Source organism: Aggregatibacter actinomycetemcomitans DSM 8324 (assembly GCF_000372365.1).
Taxonomy (GTDB): domain Bacteria; phylum Pseudomonadota; class Gammaproteobacteria; order Enterobacterales; family Pasteurellaceae; genus Aggregatibacter; species Aggregatibacter actinomycetemcomitans.
Map to the genome: position 1 here is coordinate 48,270 of NZ_AQUU01000012.1, position 18,135 is coordinate 66,404.

General features: G+C 43.5%; 18 protein-coding genes. 3 read left to right on the top strand and 15 right to left on the bottom strand.

Annotated elements, in window-relative coordinates:
- Positions 1-102 precede the first annotated feature (102 nt).
- Both bamC and dapA read right to left on the bottom strand, forming a co-directional pair.
- Entirely contained in the window at positions 103-1,107 is a 1,005-nt protein-coding gene (gene bamC, locus A3CS_RS0107840) for an outer membrane protein assembly factor BamC (protein WP_019518387.1), read from the bottom strand.
- A 112-nt stretch (positions 1,108-1,219) separates the two neighbouring features.
- Positions 1,220-2,113, bottom strand: coding sequence for a 4-hydroxy-tetrahydrodipicolinate synthase (gene dapA, locus A3CS_RS0107845; protein ID WP_005538090.1), 894 nt, complete (start codon positions 2,111-2,113; stop codon positions 1,220-1,222).
- Positions 2,114-2,270: 157 nt separating this feature from the next.
- Between dapA and bcp the strand changes: the two genes are divergently transcribed.
- Positions 2,271-2,735, top strand: coding sequence for a thioredoxin-dependent thiol peroxidase (bcp, locus tag A3CS_RS0107850; RefSeq protein ID WP_005538088.1), 465 nt, complete (start codon positions 2,271-2,273; stop codon positions 2,733-2,735).
- A 63-nt stretch (positions 2,736-2,798) separates the two neighbouring features.
- Here the strand turns inward: bcp and A3CS_RS1000000112095 are convergent, their stop codons facing one another.
- Positions 2,799-5,309 (bottom strand): autotransporter adhesin, encoded by a 2,511-nt coding sequence (locus A3CS_RS1000000112095; protein WP_012821039.1) that lies wholly within the window; start codon positions 5,307-5,309, stop codon positions 2,799-2,801.
- A 225-nt stretch (positions 5,310-5,534) separates the two neighbouring features.
- Entirely contained in the window at positions 5,535-7,388 is a 1,854-nt protein-coding gene (typA, locus tag A3CS_RS0107865; protein WP_005548389.1) for a translational GTPase TypA, read from the bottom strand.
- 386 nt (positions 7,389-7,774) lie between these two features.
- Between typA and glnA the strand changes: the two genes are divergently transcribed.
- Complete coding sequence (gene glnA / locus A3CS_RS0107870; RefSeq protein ID WP_005548387.1) at positions 7,775-9,184, top strand: type I glutamate--ammonia ligase; 1,410 nt, start codon at positions 7,775-7,777, stop codon at positions 9,182-9,184.
- A 108-nt stretch (positions 9,185-9,292) separates the two neighbouring features.
- Here glnA and A3CS_RS0107875 read toward each other — a convergent pair whose 3' ends face one another.
- The 4 genes from A3CS_RS0107875 to A3CS_RS0107890 form a co-directional block, all read right to left on the bottom strand.
- Positions 9,293-10,018: a TerC family protein gene (locus A3CS_RS0107875; RefSeq protein WP_005541015.1), complete on the bottom strand. Its 726-nt coding sequence runs from the start codon at positions 10,016-10,018 to the stop codon at positions 9,293-9,295.
- Positions 10,019-10,082: 64 nt separating this feature from the next.
- Positions 10,083-10,751: a DNA mismatch repair endonuclease MutH gene (gene mutH, locus A3CS_RS0107880; protein WP_005541016.1), complete on the bottom strand. Its 669-nt coding sequence runs from the start codon at positions 10,749-10,751 to the stop codon at positions 10,083-10,085.
- Positions 10,748-11,287, bottom strand: a complete 540-nt coding sequence (locus tag A3CS_RS0107885; RefSeq protein ID WP_005541018.1) for a methylated-DNA--[protein]-cysteine S-methyltransferase — start codon at positions 11,285-11,287, stop codon at positions 10,748-10,750. Before A3CS_RS0107885 ends, mutH begins: the two co-directional genes overlap by 4 nt.
- A 76-nt stretch (positions 11,288-11,363) precedes the next feature.
- Complete coding sequence (locus A3CS_RS0107890) at positions 11,364-12,794, bottom strand: porin (RefSeq protein ID WP_005541019.1); 1,431 nt, start codon at positions 12,792-12,794, stop codon at positions 11,364-11,366.
- A gap of 202 nt (positions 12,795-12,996) precedes the next feature.
- On the opposite strand from A3CS_RS0107890, the gene A3CS_RS0107895 reads away from it, so the two are divergent.
- On the top strand, positions 12,997-13,287 hold the full coding sequence (locus A3CS_RS0107895) for a YfcZ/YiiS family protein (RefSeq protein WP_005541021.1): 291 nt from the start codon (positions 12,997-12,999) through the stop codon (positions 13,285-13,287).
- Positions 13,288-13,348: 61 nt separating this feature from the next.
- Here the strand turns inward: A3CS_RS0107895 and murA are convergent, their stop codons facing one another.
- The 7 genes from murA to mlaF are packed head-to-tail and all read right to left on the bottom strand — an operon-like array spanning position 13,349 to position 18,017.
- Complete coding sequence (murA, locus tag A3CS_RS0107900; RefSeq protein WP_005548383.1) at positions 13,349-14,626, bottom strand: UDP-N-acetylglucosamine 1-carboxyvinyltransferase; 1,278 nt, start codon at positions 14,624-14,626, stop codon at positions 13,349-13,351.
- A gap of 16 nt (positions 14,627-14,642) precedes the next feature.
- On the bottom strand, positions 14,643-14,900 hold the full coding sequence (locus A3CS_RS0107905) for a BolA family protein (protein WP_005541027.1): 258 nt from the start codon (positions 14,898-14,900) through the stop codon (positions 14,643-14,645).
- Complete coding sequence (locus tag A3CS_RS0107910) at positions 14,900-15,235, bottom strand: STAS domain-containing protein (RefSeq protein WP_012821036.1); 336 nt, start codon at positions 15,233-15,235, stop codon at positions 14,900-14,902. The genes A3CS_RS0107905 and A3CS_RS0107910 overlap by 1 nt, the downstream gene beginning before the upstream one ends.
- A 3-nt stretch (positions 15,236-15,238) precedes the next feature.
- Positions 15,239-15,880: a phospholipid-binding protein MlaC gene (gene mlaC / locus A3CS_RS0107915; RefSeq protein WP_019518388.1), complete on the bottom strand. Its 642-nt coding sequence runs from the start codon at positions 15,878-15,880 to the stop codon at positions 15,239-15,241.
- Positions 15,881-15,908: 28 nt separating this feature from the next.
- On the bottom strand, positions 15,909-16,418 hold the full coding sequence (gene mlaD, locus A3CS_RS0107920) for an outer membrane lipid asymmetry maintenance protein MlaD (protein WP_005548379.1): 510 nt from the start codon (positions 16,416-16,418) through the stop codon (positions 15,909-15,911).
- A gap of 22 nt (positions 16,419-16,440) precedes the next feature.
- Positions 16,441-17,226, bottom strand: a complete 786-nt coding sequence (gene mlaE, locus A3CS_RS0107925) for a lipid asymmetry maintenance ABC transporter permease subunit MlaE (RefSeq protein WP_005548377.1) — start codon at positions 17,224-17,226, stop codon at positions 16,441-16,443.
- Positions 17,220-18,017 carry a phospholipid ABC transporter ATP-binding protein MlaF gene (gene mlaF, locus A3CS_RS0107930; protein ID WP_005548375.1) on the bottom strand — a complete coding sequence of 266 codons (798 nt, stop codon included), beginning with the start codon at positions 18,015-18,017 and terminating at the stop codon, positions 17,220-17,222. The genes mlaE and mlaF overlap by 7 nt, the downstream gene beginning before the upstream one ends.
- Between the last annotated feature and the right edge of the window lie 118 nt (positions 18,018-18,135).

Sequence of the window (18,135 nt, forward strand, 5' to 3'; positions counted from 1 at the left end):
TATATCGGGTGTTAACCAATAAGGAAAATAGGCTTCGCAATAAGATATAACAAAGCAAAACGCCACTTTCCTTTGAAAATGGCGTTTGGAGTTTAAATCAAATTATTTTGCCAATACATTCTGCAACGCTTGATAAATAAGCTGTGCCTGTTCGCCGGAGAGGGCGGTTTTATTTTCGTCGGAAATAACCACCGCACTTTGTTTACCTACAGCGGCAAGCTGCATTTGGTAAGTGCCTTTTCCCAAGTCCGGCAGCTGCATTCCTACGCGGCGCCATTCTTCTTGTGATAAAGGTTTGTACTCTAACTCACGAATGCCTCGGCTACCGGTTTCTTCCTGAATTTCAAAGCCTAGTTTTGGCAGAGCGGAACCTAAACGCTGCCAGGCGTTATCAAATGATGTCGCCAACACTAATGCGGTTCTGCCGTTGGCGTCGGTGGCAATAGCGGACTGAATTGGTGAGAAAGTGGCGCCGTTAAGGGCTTGTTGCTGTTTTTGGTAAGCGGAATTTAGCTCCCCCACCAATTGATTTAAGCGATCGGAGGCATAACGTTGCTTATCCGTAAAATTAGGCGTGAAAATGGTGTCATCACGTTTCATTTGCAACACGGAAATAACTAAGGCGCTGGCGTGCTGCGCGTTGACTTCTTCAATCTGATAGCGGATTTTGGTGTTTTCCAAATCGTCGGCACGACCGGTATTCGCCCAGTCGGTTAATAATTTATTGCCTTCCACGGTGTAGCTAATGTCTTGTTCTTTGAGCAGGCGCTCTACTTGGGTTAAGTTGTAAACGCTTTGTTTGTCCGGCGTATAAGCGATCAGTGCACGTTCACCGTCAAATTGTGTTACGGAATTACTGATGATTGCCAATGGCAAGGATGGCGGACGAATATCTACACCGTCGGTTCTGCTGATTTTAACTGGTGGTAATTGATATTCCGCGCTTTGTGCCGGCAGATTCACGCCGCCACTGGCTAACGGAGTAAAATATGGTAATTCGCTGTTGGATTTTTGATAGGTATCACCTGCTTGTTGTTTACTTTCGTTACCGGTGGAGCAGGCGCTGAGTGCGGTGACGATTGCTACGGTTAATAGCCATTTTTTCATAAATTACCCTTTTGCTTCATGATTAGGATGTTGCGTAAAAATTGTTTTTTTCGACAGGAAAATGTGTGAACAGTTCAGGGCCTATATGAATAGGTCCTGATGAATACTGCGTTTAAAGCAAGCCGGCGGCTTTTAATGCGTCTACGACTTTTGGCTGTGCCTGTTCGCTTAATGTGGTGAGCGGCAGACGTAATACCGGCTCCTGAATCAAGCCTAATTTGTAACACGCCCATTTCACCGGAATTGGATTTGATTCGACGAACAGATTTTTGTGTAGCGGCATTAAGCGTTGGTTGATTTGTTCCGCCTCATCAAATTTACCCGCGCGGGCAAGATGGCACATTTTTGCCATATCGGCGGCTGCCACGTTGTTCGTGACGGAAATCACGCCTTGCGCGCCCAGTTTCATGGCTTCCAAACCGGTAGCATCGTCGCCGCTTAAAATGATGAAATCTTCGCCGGCAAGTTGTTTGATCTTTTGTACACGACTTACATCGCCGGTGGCTTCTTTAATCCCCACAATATTGCTGATTTTTGCCAAACGACCGATGGTTTCAGGCAATAAATCACTGCCGGTGCGTCCCGGTACATTATAAAGAATTTGTGGAATATCGGTGCATTCGGCGATGGCTTTGAAGTGTTGATACATGCCTTCTTGAGTCGGCTTGTTGTAGTAAGGCACAACGGATAAACAACCGGCAATGCCACTGTTGTTGAGTAATTTGGTCATGGTGATGGCCTCGCTGGTGGCATTAGCACCGGTGCCGGCAATAACCGGAATACGTCCATCGGCAAATTCAACGGTTTTTAAAATGGCTTTTACATTTTCATCAATGCTCAAGGTGGCAGACTCACCGGTGGTTCCGACGGAAACGATAGCATCGGTGCCGCTCTTGATGTGAAATTCCACTAATTTTTTTAAGGTTTCAAAATCGACTTCACCATGGCTGTCCATTGGTGTCACTAATGCAACAATACTGCCTTGAAATAAAGGATGATTTGACATAAAAGCCTCCGTTTTATTTGTTATTTTGTCATAACGATTCGAATAAAAAGGATCGAAAACCGTTGTTTTTGCTTGCTAATAGCTATTTAAGATCGCTAAAATAGCCTTAATTTGCAAGAGATTTTTTTATTTTTTTGTATTTTAAGAAGGATTTCAAATGGAAACATTAAAAGTCGGTGAAAATGCACCGCACTTTACCTTGTTGGATCAACATAACCAATCGGTTTCTTTAACCCAATTTCAAGGTAAAAAAGTATTGGTTTATTTTTATCCGAAAGTCTTAACACCTGGCTGTACCACACAAGCCTGCGGTTTACGCGATAGTAAAGCGGAATTGGACAGATTAGGTGTGGTTGTTCTCGGCATCAGCCCGGACAGTCCGAAAAAATTAGCCCAATTTGCGGAAAAGAAAGCGCTGAATTTCACTTTATTATCTGATGAAAATCATCAGGTTGCCGAACAATTCGGTGTGTGGGGTGAAAAGAAATTTATGGGCCGAACGTTTGACGGTATTCACCGTATCAGTTTTTTAATTGATGAGCTGGGAAAAGTCGAACAGGTATTTGATAAATTTAAAACGACGGATCACCATCAAATGGTGCTGGGTTATTTGCAGAAGTGAGTTATTCATCGAACTAAAACGAAAGACCGCACAAAAGTGCGGTCGTTTTTTTCGGTGTTTTTACTACCAGTAATAATTCAGTTTTACACCAAGTTGATTTTGGCGTTCCCCATGTTTACCTTGGTTCACAGCTGCGTAGGCAGATATTTTCCAATCTCGCAAACCAATGCTTAAACTTGCGTTATTATGCCAATAAGGACCAATAGCGACACCAAACTCTTTACCATTAATATTTTGGCTATAAGATTTTCCTAATGTTGTTACATAATAGGTTGAGAATGCCGGCGTCACTTCAATACCATCAACATTGTAGGTATTACTGAATTTTAAGCCTGTATGGTAAGCGACCAGACTAAAGCCGGGACTTCTCACGTTTAACCCGTTGATTTCACCACCGGTAGAGCTTAGATGGTGATAACGAAGTCCCCAAATTGGCGTCACTTTGAAATCTTCAAGTTCGAAGTCGTAGGCAAAATTCATACCGACACTAATGATTTTACGTTTCAATTTGCTATTGCCAATTTTACTGCTTGACCAACCATAACCAATATCAAGTGCTTTACTGTATTGATCAAAGTTTTGTTTAGCGTAGGCTGTGATTTTAGTGAGGGTATCTTTTCCACTCAATGGACCGTATTGATTATCGGTTTTGGCATGAGTAAATGTGCCGCCTAAAACCACGCCGTTATCCAATTGGGCTTCATCATTACCTAACGTAATTTGGTTACTTTTAGCGCGGTAATTATTGGTATCACCACCGTGACCGTGCATATCGCTATTAACGTATTCAACCCAAACACCACCAAGAGTGCGGTAGAAACTTGTTCTGTCTAATTTTCTGTCTAAGCGCCCGGAAAGATCTAAATTTAATGTATTCAAGATTGCTACATTGGAAACGATCGCATTGGCAACGAGAATTTCATTTGGGTTATATACCGTTGGTGCCTGTGGTGCTACTTCTGTTTCCTCAGATTCCCTAACTTCCGAATTAGCGACAACCTCAGCGTCAGCCACACTAGGTTCAAGATTGGCAGGTATTGCCGATGCGATTTCTGTAGTTAAACGTTTAACCACAGAAATGGTTTCTTCAGCATTTAGTTGATGGGCTGTTTCTTCGTGAGAAGCGACAACTTGTTCAGCTACTTCAGGCTGACTGTTACTGACTTCCTGCGATTCAAGTGTGCTATCTACTTTTAGCGCAACGTCTTCAGTTTTAGTTTCCGAGTTCGTTTCATCATGAATCATCTCAATGTGTTCTTTAGGCGCTACAGTAATGGTTTTTTCGACATCACTGTTTTCTCCTTGAATGTCCTCAAGATCTAATGGTGCCATATCACTAGGTAAATCCGTAGGGGCAGTAGAGCGAACAAGAATAACAGGGCTTTCTTCCGATTTTTCTTCAACTTGTTGAGCTGCAATTTCTTGCTCACGGGCTAGACGGTCGGCTTCTTCACGTTCGGCACGTTCGCGTTCAATACGGGCATTTTCTTCCTGCTGACGTTGTGCTTCAATCGCGCGTTGACGTTCTTCTTCCACTGCTTTTTGACGGGCGATTTCCTGTTCACGGGCTAGACGGTCGGCTTCTTCACGTTTNGCACGTTCGCGTTCAATACGGGCATTTTCTTCCTGCTGACGTTGCGCTTCAATAGCGCGTTGACGTTCTTCTTCCACTGCTTTTTGACGGGCAATTTCCTGTTCGCGTGCCAAACGATCACGCTCACGGCGGGCAAGTTCTTCAGATTTTTTGCGGGCTTCTTCTGCCTTTTGATTTGCAATTTCTTCCTCGCGGGCAAGACGTTCCGCTTCTAAACGCTTGCGTTCTGCATTCGCCAATGCTTCTTTTTTGCGCTGTTCTTCAATCGCTTGTTGGCGAAGTATTTCATCTTCTTTTTGAGGTGAAATTACTTGTTTTTGCTCAATAAGAGTGCGCTTTACTCGGGCAACTTCGGCTAATTTACTTTGTTCGTTAATGGCACGTTGAAGCTCATTTGCTTTAATTTTTTGGCGGGCGATTTCTTGTTCATTAGCCAAACGTTCCGCTTCTTTCTGTGCTGCCAGCTGCTCTTTAGTTAAACGTTGTTGGGTGGAATTCTTTAGTTTGACGGCCGCAAGTGCCTCTGCTACTTTACGATCTTCTTCTGCCTTCTGGCGTGCCATTTCTTGTTCACGGACTTGACGCTTAGCTTCTAAATACTCACGTTGAACAAGTTCCGCCTTTTTCTGTTCTAATTCTTGTGCTTTAATTTGGCTTTGTTGACGTTTCTCTTTTACTTGTGCTATTGCACGGGCTTCCGCTTCTTTTTGTGCCATCTCAGCTTTTTGACGGGCAAGTTTTTGTGCGGCAGTGATACGCTGAATTTCCGTTTGATAAGTATTAACGGATTCTTTTGCAGAATTAGATATGTTGTTCTGCATATTTTTTTTAATATTGGTTTTACTTTTTGTTTTAGCCTGAGAAGACGGTTGATTATTTATTTGAGCATTAAACTCTGACGCAAATGCCGGTTGATTAAATACCAATGCGATGGTTGTTGCTATAACAGAATAGCGGAAAGGTTTCAGTAAAATTTTCATAGAGTTAGGATTTATAGTTATATAAAAATAAGATGTTAAATATATTACAATGCAGTACTTTTTTGAAAAAGAACACAATTAAACTTTCTTCATTATATCCTCAATATTCTTTTTTTTGAATATATTTTTAATAGGAAATAGAAATGTAAATTATAGATATAAAAGTGCGGTATGTTTTACAAAACTTTTACAAAACACACCGCACTTTTTCTCTATCAAAATTAATTAATGTGTGCTGGTACTGGTTGTGGTTCTGTTCGCACGTTTGCGATCCGTTTCCGTTAATAATTTTTTACGAATGCGGATAGATTGCGGGGTAATCTCAACCAATTCGTCGTCATCAATAAATTCAATAGCTTGTTCAAGACTGAATTTAATCGGTGTGGTTAATGCAATAGCATCATCTTTACCGGAGGCGCGCATATTGGTAAGTTTTTTCCCTTGCAGGCAGTTTACAGTTAAGTCGTTGGAGCGGCTGTGAATACCGATAATTTGCCCTTCATAGACTTCGGTACCATGATCGATCATCAATTTGCCGCGTTCTTGTAAGCCCCATAAGGCATAAGCCAAGGCTTTGCCGGTAGCGTTGGAAATTAATACGCCGTTTTTACGCTGCCCGATTTCGCCCGGTTTTACATCATCGTAATGACTGAAACTGGAGTAGAGCAGTCCGGTGCCGGAAGTCATGGTCATAAATTCGTTACGGAAACCGATTAAGCCACGGCTTGGGATCACGTATTCCAAACGAGTGCGACCTTTGCCGTCCGGAACCATGTCTTTCACTTCGCCCTTACGGATACCTAGGGCTTCCATGACCGCGCCCTGATGTTGTTCTTCAATGTCAATCGTCACTTGTTCAAAGGGTTCTTGTTTATGACCATCAACTTGTTTGAAGATAACTTTCGGGCGGGACACGGCTAATTCGTAGCCTTCGCGCCGCATGTTCTCGATTAACACGGATAAATGCAATTCGCCGCGACCGGAAACGCGGAATTCATCCGGGTTAGGGGTTTCTTCTACGCGCAATGCCACGTTGTGTACAAGTTCTTTGTTCAAACGCTCTAAAATTTGGCGGGAAGTCACATATTTGCCTTCTTTGCCGCAGAACGGCGAGGTGTTGACGCAGAAGAACATGGTGACGGTCGGTTCATCAACGCTTAATGCCGGCAAGGCTTCTACATTATTGATGTCGCAGATGGTATCGGAAATATTTAGCTCGCCTAAACCGGTAATCGCTACGATGTCGCCGGCGCTTGCGATGTCTTCTTCGTAACGTTGTAAGCCTAAATGCCCTAACACTTGCCCGATTTTACCGTTGCGGGTTTTACCGAAACTGTCGATGATGGTGACGCTTTTGTTCGGTTTCACCGTACCGCGCTTAATGCGACCGATGCCGATAACACCCACGTAGCTGTTGTAATCCAACTGTGAAATTTGCATTTGGAATGGCGCGTTGAGTTCGACTTTTGGCGGTTCAACGTGTTCTACGATGGCTTCAAATAACGGCGTCATGTCGGCTACCAGATCTTCGTGATCCAAGCCGGCTACACCGTTTAACGCGGAAGTATAAATAATCGGAAAGTCTAGTTGTTCGTCGGTGGCGCCAAGGTTCACGAATAAATCGAAGACTTGATCCACAACCCAATCAGGGCGGGCGCCCGGGCGGTCAACTTTGTTGATGACTACGATAGGTTTTAAACCGTGAGAGAAGGCTTTTTGCGTAACAAAACGGGTTTGCGGCATCGGGCCGTCGAAGGCATCCACCACCAATAATACGGAATCCACCATGGAAAGTACGCGTTCCACTTCGCCACCGAAGTCCGCGTGCCCCGGGGTGTCTACAATGTTAATACGGTAGCTATTCCAGTTAATGGCAGTATTTTTCGCTAAAATAGTGATGCCACGCTCTTTTTCTAAATCGTTGGAATCCATGACACGCTCATCGGCATCGCCGCTGCGGGAGGCTTCTAATGTGCCGGATTGTTGTAATAATTTATCCACTAAGGTGGTTTTGCCATGGTCAACATGCGCGATAATTGCGATGTTGCGTAATTTGTTAATATCGATTTGATCTGTCATTGAAAATTCTTGGAGTGAGTTAAAAATTCTGTGTTTTTCGACCGCACTTTTGTCCTGTGGAAGGCGGAAGGGCGCAGATTATACAACTTTTTAACATGATCAGCTATTAAATAGTGGTGGAAAATTTGAACGAAATCAGAAGAAAAGAGACAAAAATGGTGATCGTGATCACATTAAAGATTCATGAAATTAAATAACGCGTATATAAAGAATAAGGTTGTTTTTGATTTTTTATATTGTAAAATTACAATTTTATTGAATTTTATCTAATTATTTATTTTTATCATTAATTTTTGTTTAAAAATAACTTGAATTTTATGAATAGTATGCTATTTTTATAGCGTCTCTTTTTCATTTTACTCATGTCTATTATAGAGGATTTACTTATGCCCAGCGCGATTGAGAATGTATTTAAACTCATTGAAGAAAATGACATTAAATTTGTATTACTGCGTTTTACCGATATTCAAGGCAAAGAACATGGCGTATCTCTGCCGGTGAATTTGATTGATGAAGATTTATTTGAAGACGGCAAAATGTTTGACGGTTCTTCTGTGGAAGGTTGGAAAGCGATTAATAAAGCGGATATGTTATTGATGCCGATCGCCGAAACCGCCGTAGTTGACCCTTTTGCACAAATCCCGACACTTTCTCTTCGTTGTAGTATTTTTGAACCGACCACCATGCAAAGCTATGACCGTGACCCGCGTTCTATCGCTATTCGTGCGGAAAATTATATGCGTTCTACCGGCGTGGCGGATCAAGTGTTCTTCGGACCTGAGCCGGAATTCTTCTTATTTGATGACGTCCGTTTTGATGTGTCTATGAACGGCAATTCTTACCAAGTGGATGATATTGAAGCCGCATGGAACAGTAACAAACGTTATGAGGACGGTAATAACGCTTATCGTCCGTTGAAAAAAGGCGGTTACTGCGCCGTGGCGCCGAATGATACGGCGCATGATATTCGTTCTGAAATGTGCTTATTAATGGAAGAAATGGGCTTGGTCATTGAAGCGCACCACCATGAAGTGGCAACAGCCGGGCAAAATGAAATCGCAACTAAATTCAACAGCCTCACTTTAAAAGCGGACGAAACGCAAATTTATAAATATATTGTGCGTAACGTAGCGTATGAACACGGCAAAACCGCCTGCTTCATGCCAAAACCGATTACCGGTGATAATGGTTCGGGGATGCACTGTAATATGTCTTTGAGTAAAGACGGCAAAAATATTTTCCAAGGGGATAAATATGCCGGTCTTTCCGAAACCGCACTTTATTACATCGGTGGGATTATTAAACATGCCAAAGCCTTAAACGCCTTCACCAACCCAAGTACCAACTCTTACAAGCGTTTGGTGCCGGGCTTTGAAGCACCGGTGTTGTTGGCTTATTCCGCCAGTAACCGTTCCGCCTCCATTCGTATTCCGGCAGTGACCAGTCCGAAAGCCATTCGTATAGAAGCCCGCTTCCCGGATCCGCTTGCCAACCCGTATTTGGCATTTGCCGCATTATTAATGGCAGGTTTGGATGGTGTCGTAAATAAAATTCATCCGGGTGATGCCATGGATAAAAATCTGTACGATTTACCGCCAGAAGAATTAAAAGATATTCCGGCTGTTGCAGGTTCTTTGGAAGAAGCATTGAATGCGCTGGAGAATGATTTTGAATTCTTAACACAAAGCAATGTGTTCACCAAAGACTTTATTTATGCCTTTATCGATATTAAACGCAAAGAAGTGGAACGTTTAAATATGACACCACACCCGGTAGAATTTGAAATGTATTATTAAGTTGCGTCAAACAGAAAAGGCGGTTTTAGACCGCCTTTTTTATCGCTGTTTTATCATAGAAAAGTGCGGTTGAAATTTAATGTGTTTTTCGACCGCACTTTTGTTTCTCTAAATTTTAGCGCCCAAGCGTTTACGCATTTGGGTATTGAGAATTTCCACAAATACGGAAAAGCCCATAGCGAAGTAAATATACGCTTTCGGCACATGAATGCTGAAGCTCTCGATAATTAAGGTGACACCGATCAGGATCAGGAAGGCGAGTGCTAAAATTTTAAATGTCGGATGATTTTCAACAAAATCGCCGATAGGTTTGGCTGCGAACATCATCATACCAACAGCAATGACAATTGCGGTCACCATGATTTCGATTTGATTTACTATGCCGACGGCAGTGATGACAGAATCTAACGAGAAAACAATATCTAATAAGGCAATTTCAATTAATACTCCGAGGAAACTAACTTTTTTGCTGATTTGGTGATGTTCTTCTTCTGTGCGTGGTGTCATGGCTTCACGAATCTCGTTAGTACTTTTTATAATTAAGAACAATCCACCAAAAAATAAAATTAAATCCCGACCGGAAAAGCCTTTGCCGAATAACTCAAAGAGCGGTTCGGTAAGGTGTATCATCCAAGAAAGAGTCAATAGCAGTAAAATGCGGGTTCCCATAGCCAAGGTTAAACCGATAATACGTCCCGGTTGACGTTGTTTTGGTGGGAGTTTGGAGACCAAAACGCTGATTAAAACAATGTTGTCAATACCCAGTACGATTTCTAGTGCTGTCAGGGTGAATAAGGCGATTAGCGCCTCGGGACTCAATAGCCATTCAAACATAATTGCTTCCTTAAAATACAAACAGGTGCGCGATCATATAGTTTTGAGAGATAAATGAAAAGGGTTAAATAGCTTGTTGTACAAATTGTTGTAAAATTTGGTAGGTAAACTCTTTGCGCAAATAAAAACCGAGGGGGAGAGTGTCAATAATTTCGCCATTTTTACCAATACCTTTGGTGAGCGCCTTACTATTGGCGGCTTTCGGGCGAAGCTGTAACACCTCGCCTAAACGAGCATTAATTTTATCCAATTGCCCCAGCACGATATAATCCATCAGTTCTTCCCAATCCTGTTTTAACAGAGCTTCCTGCTGCTCGTTGGGTTGCCACAAAATCGGTGTTCCGATATGTCGCTCCGCGAGCGGGATATGGCGGCTGCCTTCAATGGGAATCCAAAGAACGCGGGACAATTTATGGCGGACATGGGAATTTTGCCAGTTCACGCCACTGTTTTGAATAAGTGGCGCGAGACTCACAAAAGTAGTTTCCAGTGGATAACCTTGTTCATTGATGGGCAGGGTTTTCAGCTCAATGCCTAAATGGGTGAAATCCTGTTCCGCTTTACTACCTGCGGTGGCGCCTAACGCCGTTTCAAGCAGCATACCGACCCAGCCTTTATCACGTTTTAAATTCGGTGGCACAGAAATATGCCATTGCGCCGCCAGTTCACCGAAGGTGAGGCCGGCAATAGACTGTGCGCGGGAGAGTAATGCCTCGGTGGTTTGCGGGATCATTGGCGATACTTCTTGAAAAAACGCGGTTTAACGATCTCTTTGCCTTTGTCGATATAAGAAATATTTTCCAGTTGCAACAAAAAGCGCTTGGCAACCAAACCGCCACCGAAGCCGGTAAGCGTTCCGTCTTTGCCCAAAATGCGATGGCAGGGAATGATAATGCTGATAGGGTTGCTACCCACCGCACCACCTACCGCACGCACCGCTTTCGGATTATTGATGCGTTTTGCCAACTCACCGTAACTGGCAGTTTGTCCATAGCCGATTTGACGCAATGCCTGCCAAATTTGTTGTTGAAACTCGGTGCCTCGTGGTGCCAGCGGAATATCCGCGAAAGTTTCCGGTTCGCCATTAAAGTAGTGGTCAAGTGCTGTGCACACGTGAATGAAAACAGATAATTCATTCTTTTCCTGCCATTTGGGATTCGGCGCTAATTGCTCCAGTTCAAAATCCAGATGGGTGAGATTTTTGCCATCAGATAGCATTAATAAATTACCCAGAGGTGAAGGGTAGTAACGATAAAAAAGTGCGGTCATATTTTCTCCTGTTTAGGAAAAACAAAAGCGTACCGGAGCACGCTTTTATTATGTATTCTTCGAAATTTTGCCTCGATTAGAAACGGTAATTTAGATTCAAACCGTAGAGGTTAGCGGTGGCTTTAGTGGTGTAATCCGCCTCAACAAGCAATAACCCCTTGATATTTTGGGTCTCAACAAAATGTTTCTTCTTACCACGTAAATGAGCGAAGCCGACATCAACAGATAAATTCGGGGTGAATTTATAGGTGGCGCCTATACTATACCACATACGGTCGGTATCAGGAATGGACGCAGATAAATGCGTTTTACTCGCGGCTTTATCGTAAGCCAAACCTGCACGTAATGTTAAAGCATCATTTAGGCTATATGTTGTACCAATAGCAAAACGGGAGTTGTCTTTGTATTCCTCTTTCTTGGTAAAGGCCTCATAGCCGGAACCATCTTGATATTTGCCGCGTAATTCTTTAAAACGACTCCATTCTGTATATTTATAGCTATAGTGGATAGCCCATTGATCGGTTAATTGATGGAATCCTGATAGTTCCCAGTAAGCCGGTAATTTTAAGGTTAAACTGCCTTTACCGATATAAGGACCTAGTACACCATTATGTTGTTGTAAACTGAGTGCATTGCGATCTTTAAAATCAATATCGACTTTGGAATGGTAGGCGAGACCAAGACGATTATCTTGATCAAACTCGTAAACCAAACCTGTATTCCAACCGAATCCCCAAGCATTGTCTCTTAGGTGTACAAGCGAATCTGCTTTATCCAGATTTTTTAAATTATTGATAGTTCTTTGTGCTAAACCGTCAGCAATAGCCTGCGGAATTGTCGGATTTTTGGCTCTTATTCTCGCGCTTAATAATCTTTTTACATTGTCCTCACCCATAGAATTCAGTGCATTTTTGACGCCGGTAATGGCGATACCGGCAGTGCGATCAAGTTCTGCTTTCGCATAGACACCATTTAAACCGAAACCGGCAGTTAAATTATTAGTAATACGGTATGACCCACTAAGATTCAGACTAATGGCGGTTAAATCCGTTATACCGCCAAAAATACCGGCATCATAATCGCGGGAATATTCACTCTTTAAACCAAAGTTAACATTCATTCCCGCACCTAAAGCAAACTTATCATTGATAGGTGAAATAAAATACATATTTGGAATGAATGCACCTGGAACAACGCTATGGGCATTAGCGCTTCCGGAAGCAACTTTTTGTCCTCTGATATAAGCAGTTACAGGACCATTTATATGAATTCGCGAATCCACATAAACGCCACCGGCAGAAAATTCGTTTTGTTTGAACAGGCTCATTAATGCCGGGTTGGTGGCGACCACAGCAGCATTGTCTGCGATGGCGGCTTCACCGGCATAGGCACGACCTAAACCGGAGGTGGAAATTTCTGCTAATTGGAATGCCGCGGCGGACGCACCTCCGGCAGCAGTTAATAACAGCGTGGATAGAAGGGTTTGAGTAAATTTGCGGGTTGTCATTTTTGTACCTTTTATTGAATTGGTTATCGTTTCTTAGGAAAACGCATCATTCTAAAAAACAGGGGAATGTGGAGCAATCCTCTTTTCATATTTTGCGTAGTGTTCAGACCAGTAGACAAAGAAAAGTGCGGTCGGATTTTGTATTAAATTTGAATAATGCTAAAATAGTTGAAAATTTCAATTCTTTTTACAAGGAGATATTATGAGCACATTGAAATGTCAGGCGGAAGAAGCAAAAGTTTGTTGTTGTGTCGATGTGGGTACGGTGATTGACGGTTCTGATTGCACGGTGGATTTTGAACAGGTTTATGCAACGGAAGACGCAGCAGAAGAAGCATTAAGCTATTTAACCGAAAAAGCCAAAGCGGCGGAAAGTGACCCATGCAAAATTAGCAGTGAAATAAGTGCGGTGGAAAACGGCTTCAAATTAACTGCCAAATTTGAATTTAGCTGCCAGGCGGAATCCATGATTTTCCAACTTTCTACCCGTTAATGGATTTATTCAACTAAAAAGGCTTAAGTTTTTCAACTTAAGCCTTTATTGATGTTTCTAATTAAGCCTCTTCACTTTCTTCCGTGAATCGCTCAATACGAGCGCCTAAGCCGCGGAGCTTTTCTTCAATGTGTTCATAGCCGCGGTCGATATGGTAGATACGATCCACAATGGTTTCACCGGTGGCGATACAGCCTGCCAGCACTAAGCTGATAGAAGCGCGTAGATCCGTTGCCATGACTTCTGCACCGGATAAATGGGAAACCCCATGGCAAATGGCGGTGTTGCCTTCAATTTCTGCTTTACCGCCCATACGAATCAGCTCCGGAATGTGCATGAAGCGATTTTCAAAAATGGTTTCGGTGATGATGCTGGTGCCGTTGGCAACCATGTTTAATAAGGTGAATTGCGCCTGCATATCGGTCGGGAAGCCCGGGTAAGGTGCGGTACGAATATTCACCGCTTTCGGACGATTGCCCCACATATCTAACGTGATGGTATCTTCGGTGACATCCACCTGCGCGCCGGCTTCGCGTAATTTATCGATCACCGCGTCTAAGGTGTTGGCTTTGGTGTTTTTACACACAATGCGACCGCCGGAAATGGCGGCTGCCACTAAGAATGTCCCGGTTTCAATGCGATCCGGCACGATGCTATGCTCACAACCGGTTAAGCGATTTACGCCTTCGATCGTGATGGCATCAGAGCCTGCACCGCTGATTTTGGCGCCCATTTTATTTAAGAATTCCGCCGTGTCGGCAATTTCCGGTTCACGGGCGGCGTTTTCGATAACGGTGGTGCCTTTTGTCAAAGTCGCCGCAATCATAATGGAGAGGGTGGCGCCCACGCTCACTTTTTCCATCACGATACGGGTGCCGTTTAGGCGTCCATCCACATAGGCTTTTACATAACCGTCTTCAAGGGCGATTTTTGCGCCAAGGCGTTCTAAGCCGCTAATGTGCAAATCTACCGGTCGGGCGCCGATAGAGCAACCGCCCGGCAAGGAAACCTGACCTTGATTGAAACGCGCTACTAACGGTGCCAGCGCCCAAATGGAAGCACGCATGGTCTTCACCAACTCGTACGGTGCGATGAAATGATCGATTTTGGACGCATCCAAACGAACTGTGCCGGGTTTATTTTGTTCTACGACTACACCTAACTGACGTAAAATTTTCAGCGTGGTTTCGATATCTTTTAGATCCGGCACATTGGTTAAGGTGACCGGTTCCGTTGCTAAAATTGCGGCAAATAAAATCGGCAATGCTGCATTTTTCGCACCGGAAATCTCCACGGTTCCTTTTAAGCAAGATTGTCCGTAAACTCGAAATTTTTGCATAATAATTTCCTATGAATTAGGCGGGTTGATTAAGTAAACGTTCACGTTTCCATTTTTCGACGGTATAAGTACGGATGGAAAGTGCATGAATTTCATTGCTGGAAATGTGGTTTAAGAGCGGAGCATAAATCATTTGTTGCTGCTTGACTTTAGAAAGCCCTTCAAATTGATCGCTCACAGCGATTACACCGTAATGTGCGTCTTCACCCTGTACATACACCTCATCAAGATTCAGTGCTTCTTTTAAGATTCTTTCGATTTCTTGAGTTTCCATTAACTATTTCCATCGGTTTTGCTAAATTGCGCAATCCAGTCCGATAAACCAAACAGATCTGCGAGTGTCAATAATTGGGACGGCGGATTTTGCAAAAGTTGTTTCCGTTCGTTTAGAAAATCGCATAACAACGCAAACCCTGCAGAATCAATGCGATTGACTTGGGACAAATCCCAATGAACATCAAGCGTTTCCGTTTTCCGTGCCAATAAAAAAGAAGCACGTTGCTGCCAAAGCGGCAACAACGTGTTTTGAGATAGCTCCCCTTTCAGGCGAAGCGTTATCTTATCATCATGTTGGTTTGATTCCCAATGTAAACTTTGTGTTGCTTGCATTGATTATTTACTCAACGTAATTGGAGTGTCGGCAGATTTTTGTAATTTTGCGGTCAACGCATCCAAGCCTTGTTTACGGATAATCGGGCTCCATTCCTGCTGTTTGGTATTGACCATGCTGGCGCCGCTGGCGGTCATGTCATACACTTGCCATTGCCCGGTTTTGCTGTTTTTATACCAGTAAAAATCCACATTTAACGGCGGTTGATTATTTGGTTGTGCCACTTTTACGTTCACGATGGCAAGGCTGCCGGATTCTTCTTTCATTTTGCCGACTTGAATGTTTTGGTCGGTATAGAGCGTTAATACTTGCGCATACACTTGCTCAATGTACTTATCCAATACAGCGAAATAACGTTCGCGTTCTTCCTGAGTGACAGTTTTGTAGTTTTGTCCTAAAATTTTTGAACCGGCATATTTAACATGCACATACGGCATTAAATCCTGACGTACGATGGTTTTTAAATAGTTCGGATCCTGTTTGATTCGGCTTTGATTCGCTTTAATGTCGCTGAATAATTTATCGGAAACCTGTTGTGTTAAGGTTTGCGGGTTATCTTCCGCCATGACCTGTTGCATCGCAAAAAGTGCGGTGAAAATTACCAGCGTTTTTGTTAACCAGTTTTTAAACTTGATTTTTAACATCCCTCTTGCTCCTTTTAGGTTGAGTGAACTAATTACTTTCTGTGGCATCGTTTGTTTCCTCTGCCGCCTTTTTGTCTTTGTCACCGTATAAAAATTGTCCGATCAGATCTTCCAGCACTATGGCGGATTTGGTATCGACAATTTTGTCGCCATCTTTCAACATCGCAATTTCGCCGTCATTAAAACCGATGCTTAGCGCAATGTATTGTTCGCCCAATAAACCGGAGGTTTTGATGGATAACGAACTGGTTTCCGGAATTTCATTGTATTCCTGATTAATGGCGATGGTGACTTTCGGTAAATACGTTTGCGGATCCAATGTGATTTCGGATACCCGCCCAATCACAACGCCGCCCACTTTAAGCGGGGCGCGTACTTTTAGTCCACCGATATTATCGAAAGTTGCATAAACGTGATAAGATTTTGCTTCACTGAAACCTTGCACGTTCGCCACTTTTAAGCCTAAGAAGATAAGCGAGCCGATACCAAGGAGTAAAAATAAACCGACCCAAAATTCATATTTAATTGTTTGTCGCATAACGTTTCCTTACAAACAGAGATTAATTCGCACCGAACATGATGGCGGTCAGTACGAAGTCTAAACCTAATACTACTAATGACGCGTGTACAACGGTTCTGGTGGTGGCTTTGCTGATGCCTTCCGAAGTCGGAATACAGTCGTAGCCGTTAAACAATGCAATCCAAACCACCGCAATGGCGAAGAACAGGCTTTTAATAAAACCGTTAAGAATATCGTGGCTCCAGGTAACAGAGCTTTGCATGACCGACCAGAAACTGCCCGAATCCACGCCTTTCCAATCCACGCCCACTAAGGAACCGCCCCAAATGCCGATGGCGATAAAAATAATGGAAAGAATCGGCATGGCAATCACTCCCGCCCAAAAACGCGGGGCGATAACCCGACGTAGCGGATCCACCGCCATCATTTCCAAACTGGATAATTGTTCCGTGGCTTTCATTAAGCCGATTTCGGCAGTTAATGCGGAACCGGCGCGTCCGGCGAATAAAAGTGCGGTCACTACCGGACCTAATTCGCGCAGCAGCGATAATGCTACGAGTTGCCCTAAGCTGGTTTCTGCCGAGAAATCCACCAATACCACATAGCCTTGCAAACCTAACACCATGCCGATAAACAAACCGGATAGCATGATAATCAATAAAGACTGCACGCCGAGGACATGGAGTTGTTTGATTAATAACGGGAAATGCTTGTTAATTTGCGGTTTGCCGATAAGCGCGCCGAATAGCAAAAAGCCTGCACGACCCATTGCGCGGGCAAAGTTAATAGCGTTACGTCCGAGGGCTGAAATTAAATTGGTTAGCATTCAAACAACTCCTCAATGTAATTTGGCGCAGGGTAGTGAAAACGTACCGGACCGTCCGCCTGACCTTGTAAAAACTGTTTCACTTGGGGATCTTGGCTCGCCAATAGCTGCTCCGATGAGCCTTCGGCAATCACATGCTGATCGGCGATAATATAGGCATAATCGGCGATGCTCAATACTTCCTGCACATCATGGGAGACCACAATAGACGTTAAATTCAACGCTTCATTTAGCCGTTTGATTAAGCTGATAATCACGCCCATGCTGATGGGATCTTGTCCCGTAAAGGGTTCGTCGAACATGATTAAATCCGGATCTAACGCAATGGCACGGGCGAGCGCGGCACGACGCGCCATCCCGCCGGAAAGTTCGGAAGGCATTAAATCGGCGGCACCGCGCAAGCCCACCGCTTCGAGTTTCATTAATACTATTTTTCTAATCAACGACGGAGGCAGATTGGTGTGCTCTCGAATAGGAAATGCCACATTATCAAAGGTGGAAATATCGGTGAATAATGCGCCGGATTGAAACAGCATACCCATGCGTTTGCGCACATCATAAAGTTCACTGTTGGATAATTTGCAAATATCTTGCCCGTCGAACAGAATTTCACCTTCGGAAGGCATCAGCTGACCGCCGATGAGTTTCAAAAGGGTGGTTTTACCAATCCCTGACGGTCCCATAATGGCGGTAATTTTGCCGCGGGGAACGCGCAAATTCAGATCGTGGTAAATAATCCGTTCACCGCGTTTAAACGTAAGGTGTTTTACTTCAATTAACGTTTCGTTCATAAAACTGCTAGGTTACGGCTTGAATTGCCTTTAATGAATAAAAATAGGTTGTGATACTCTACGAAATCCGAATGAATGTCAAATAGAATTACATTTTTTAATCTCTCAAATACCCGTC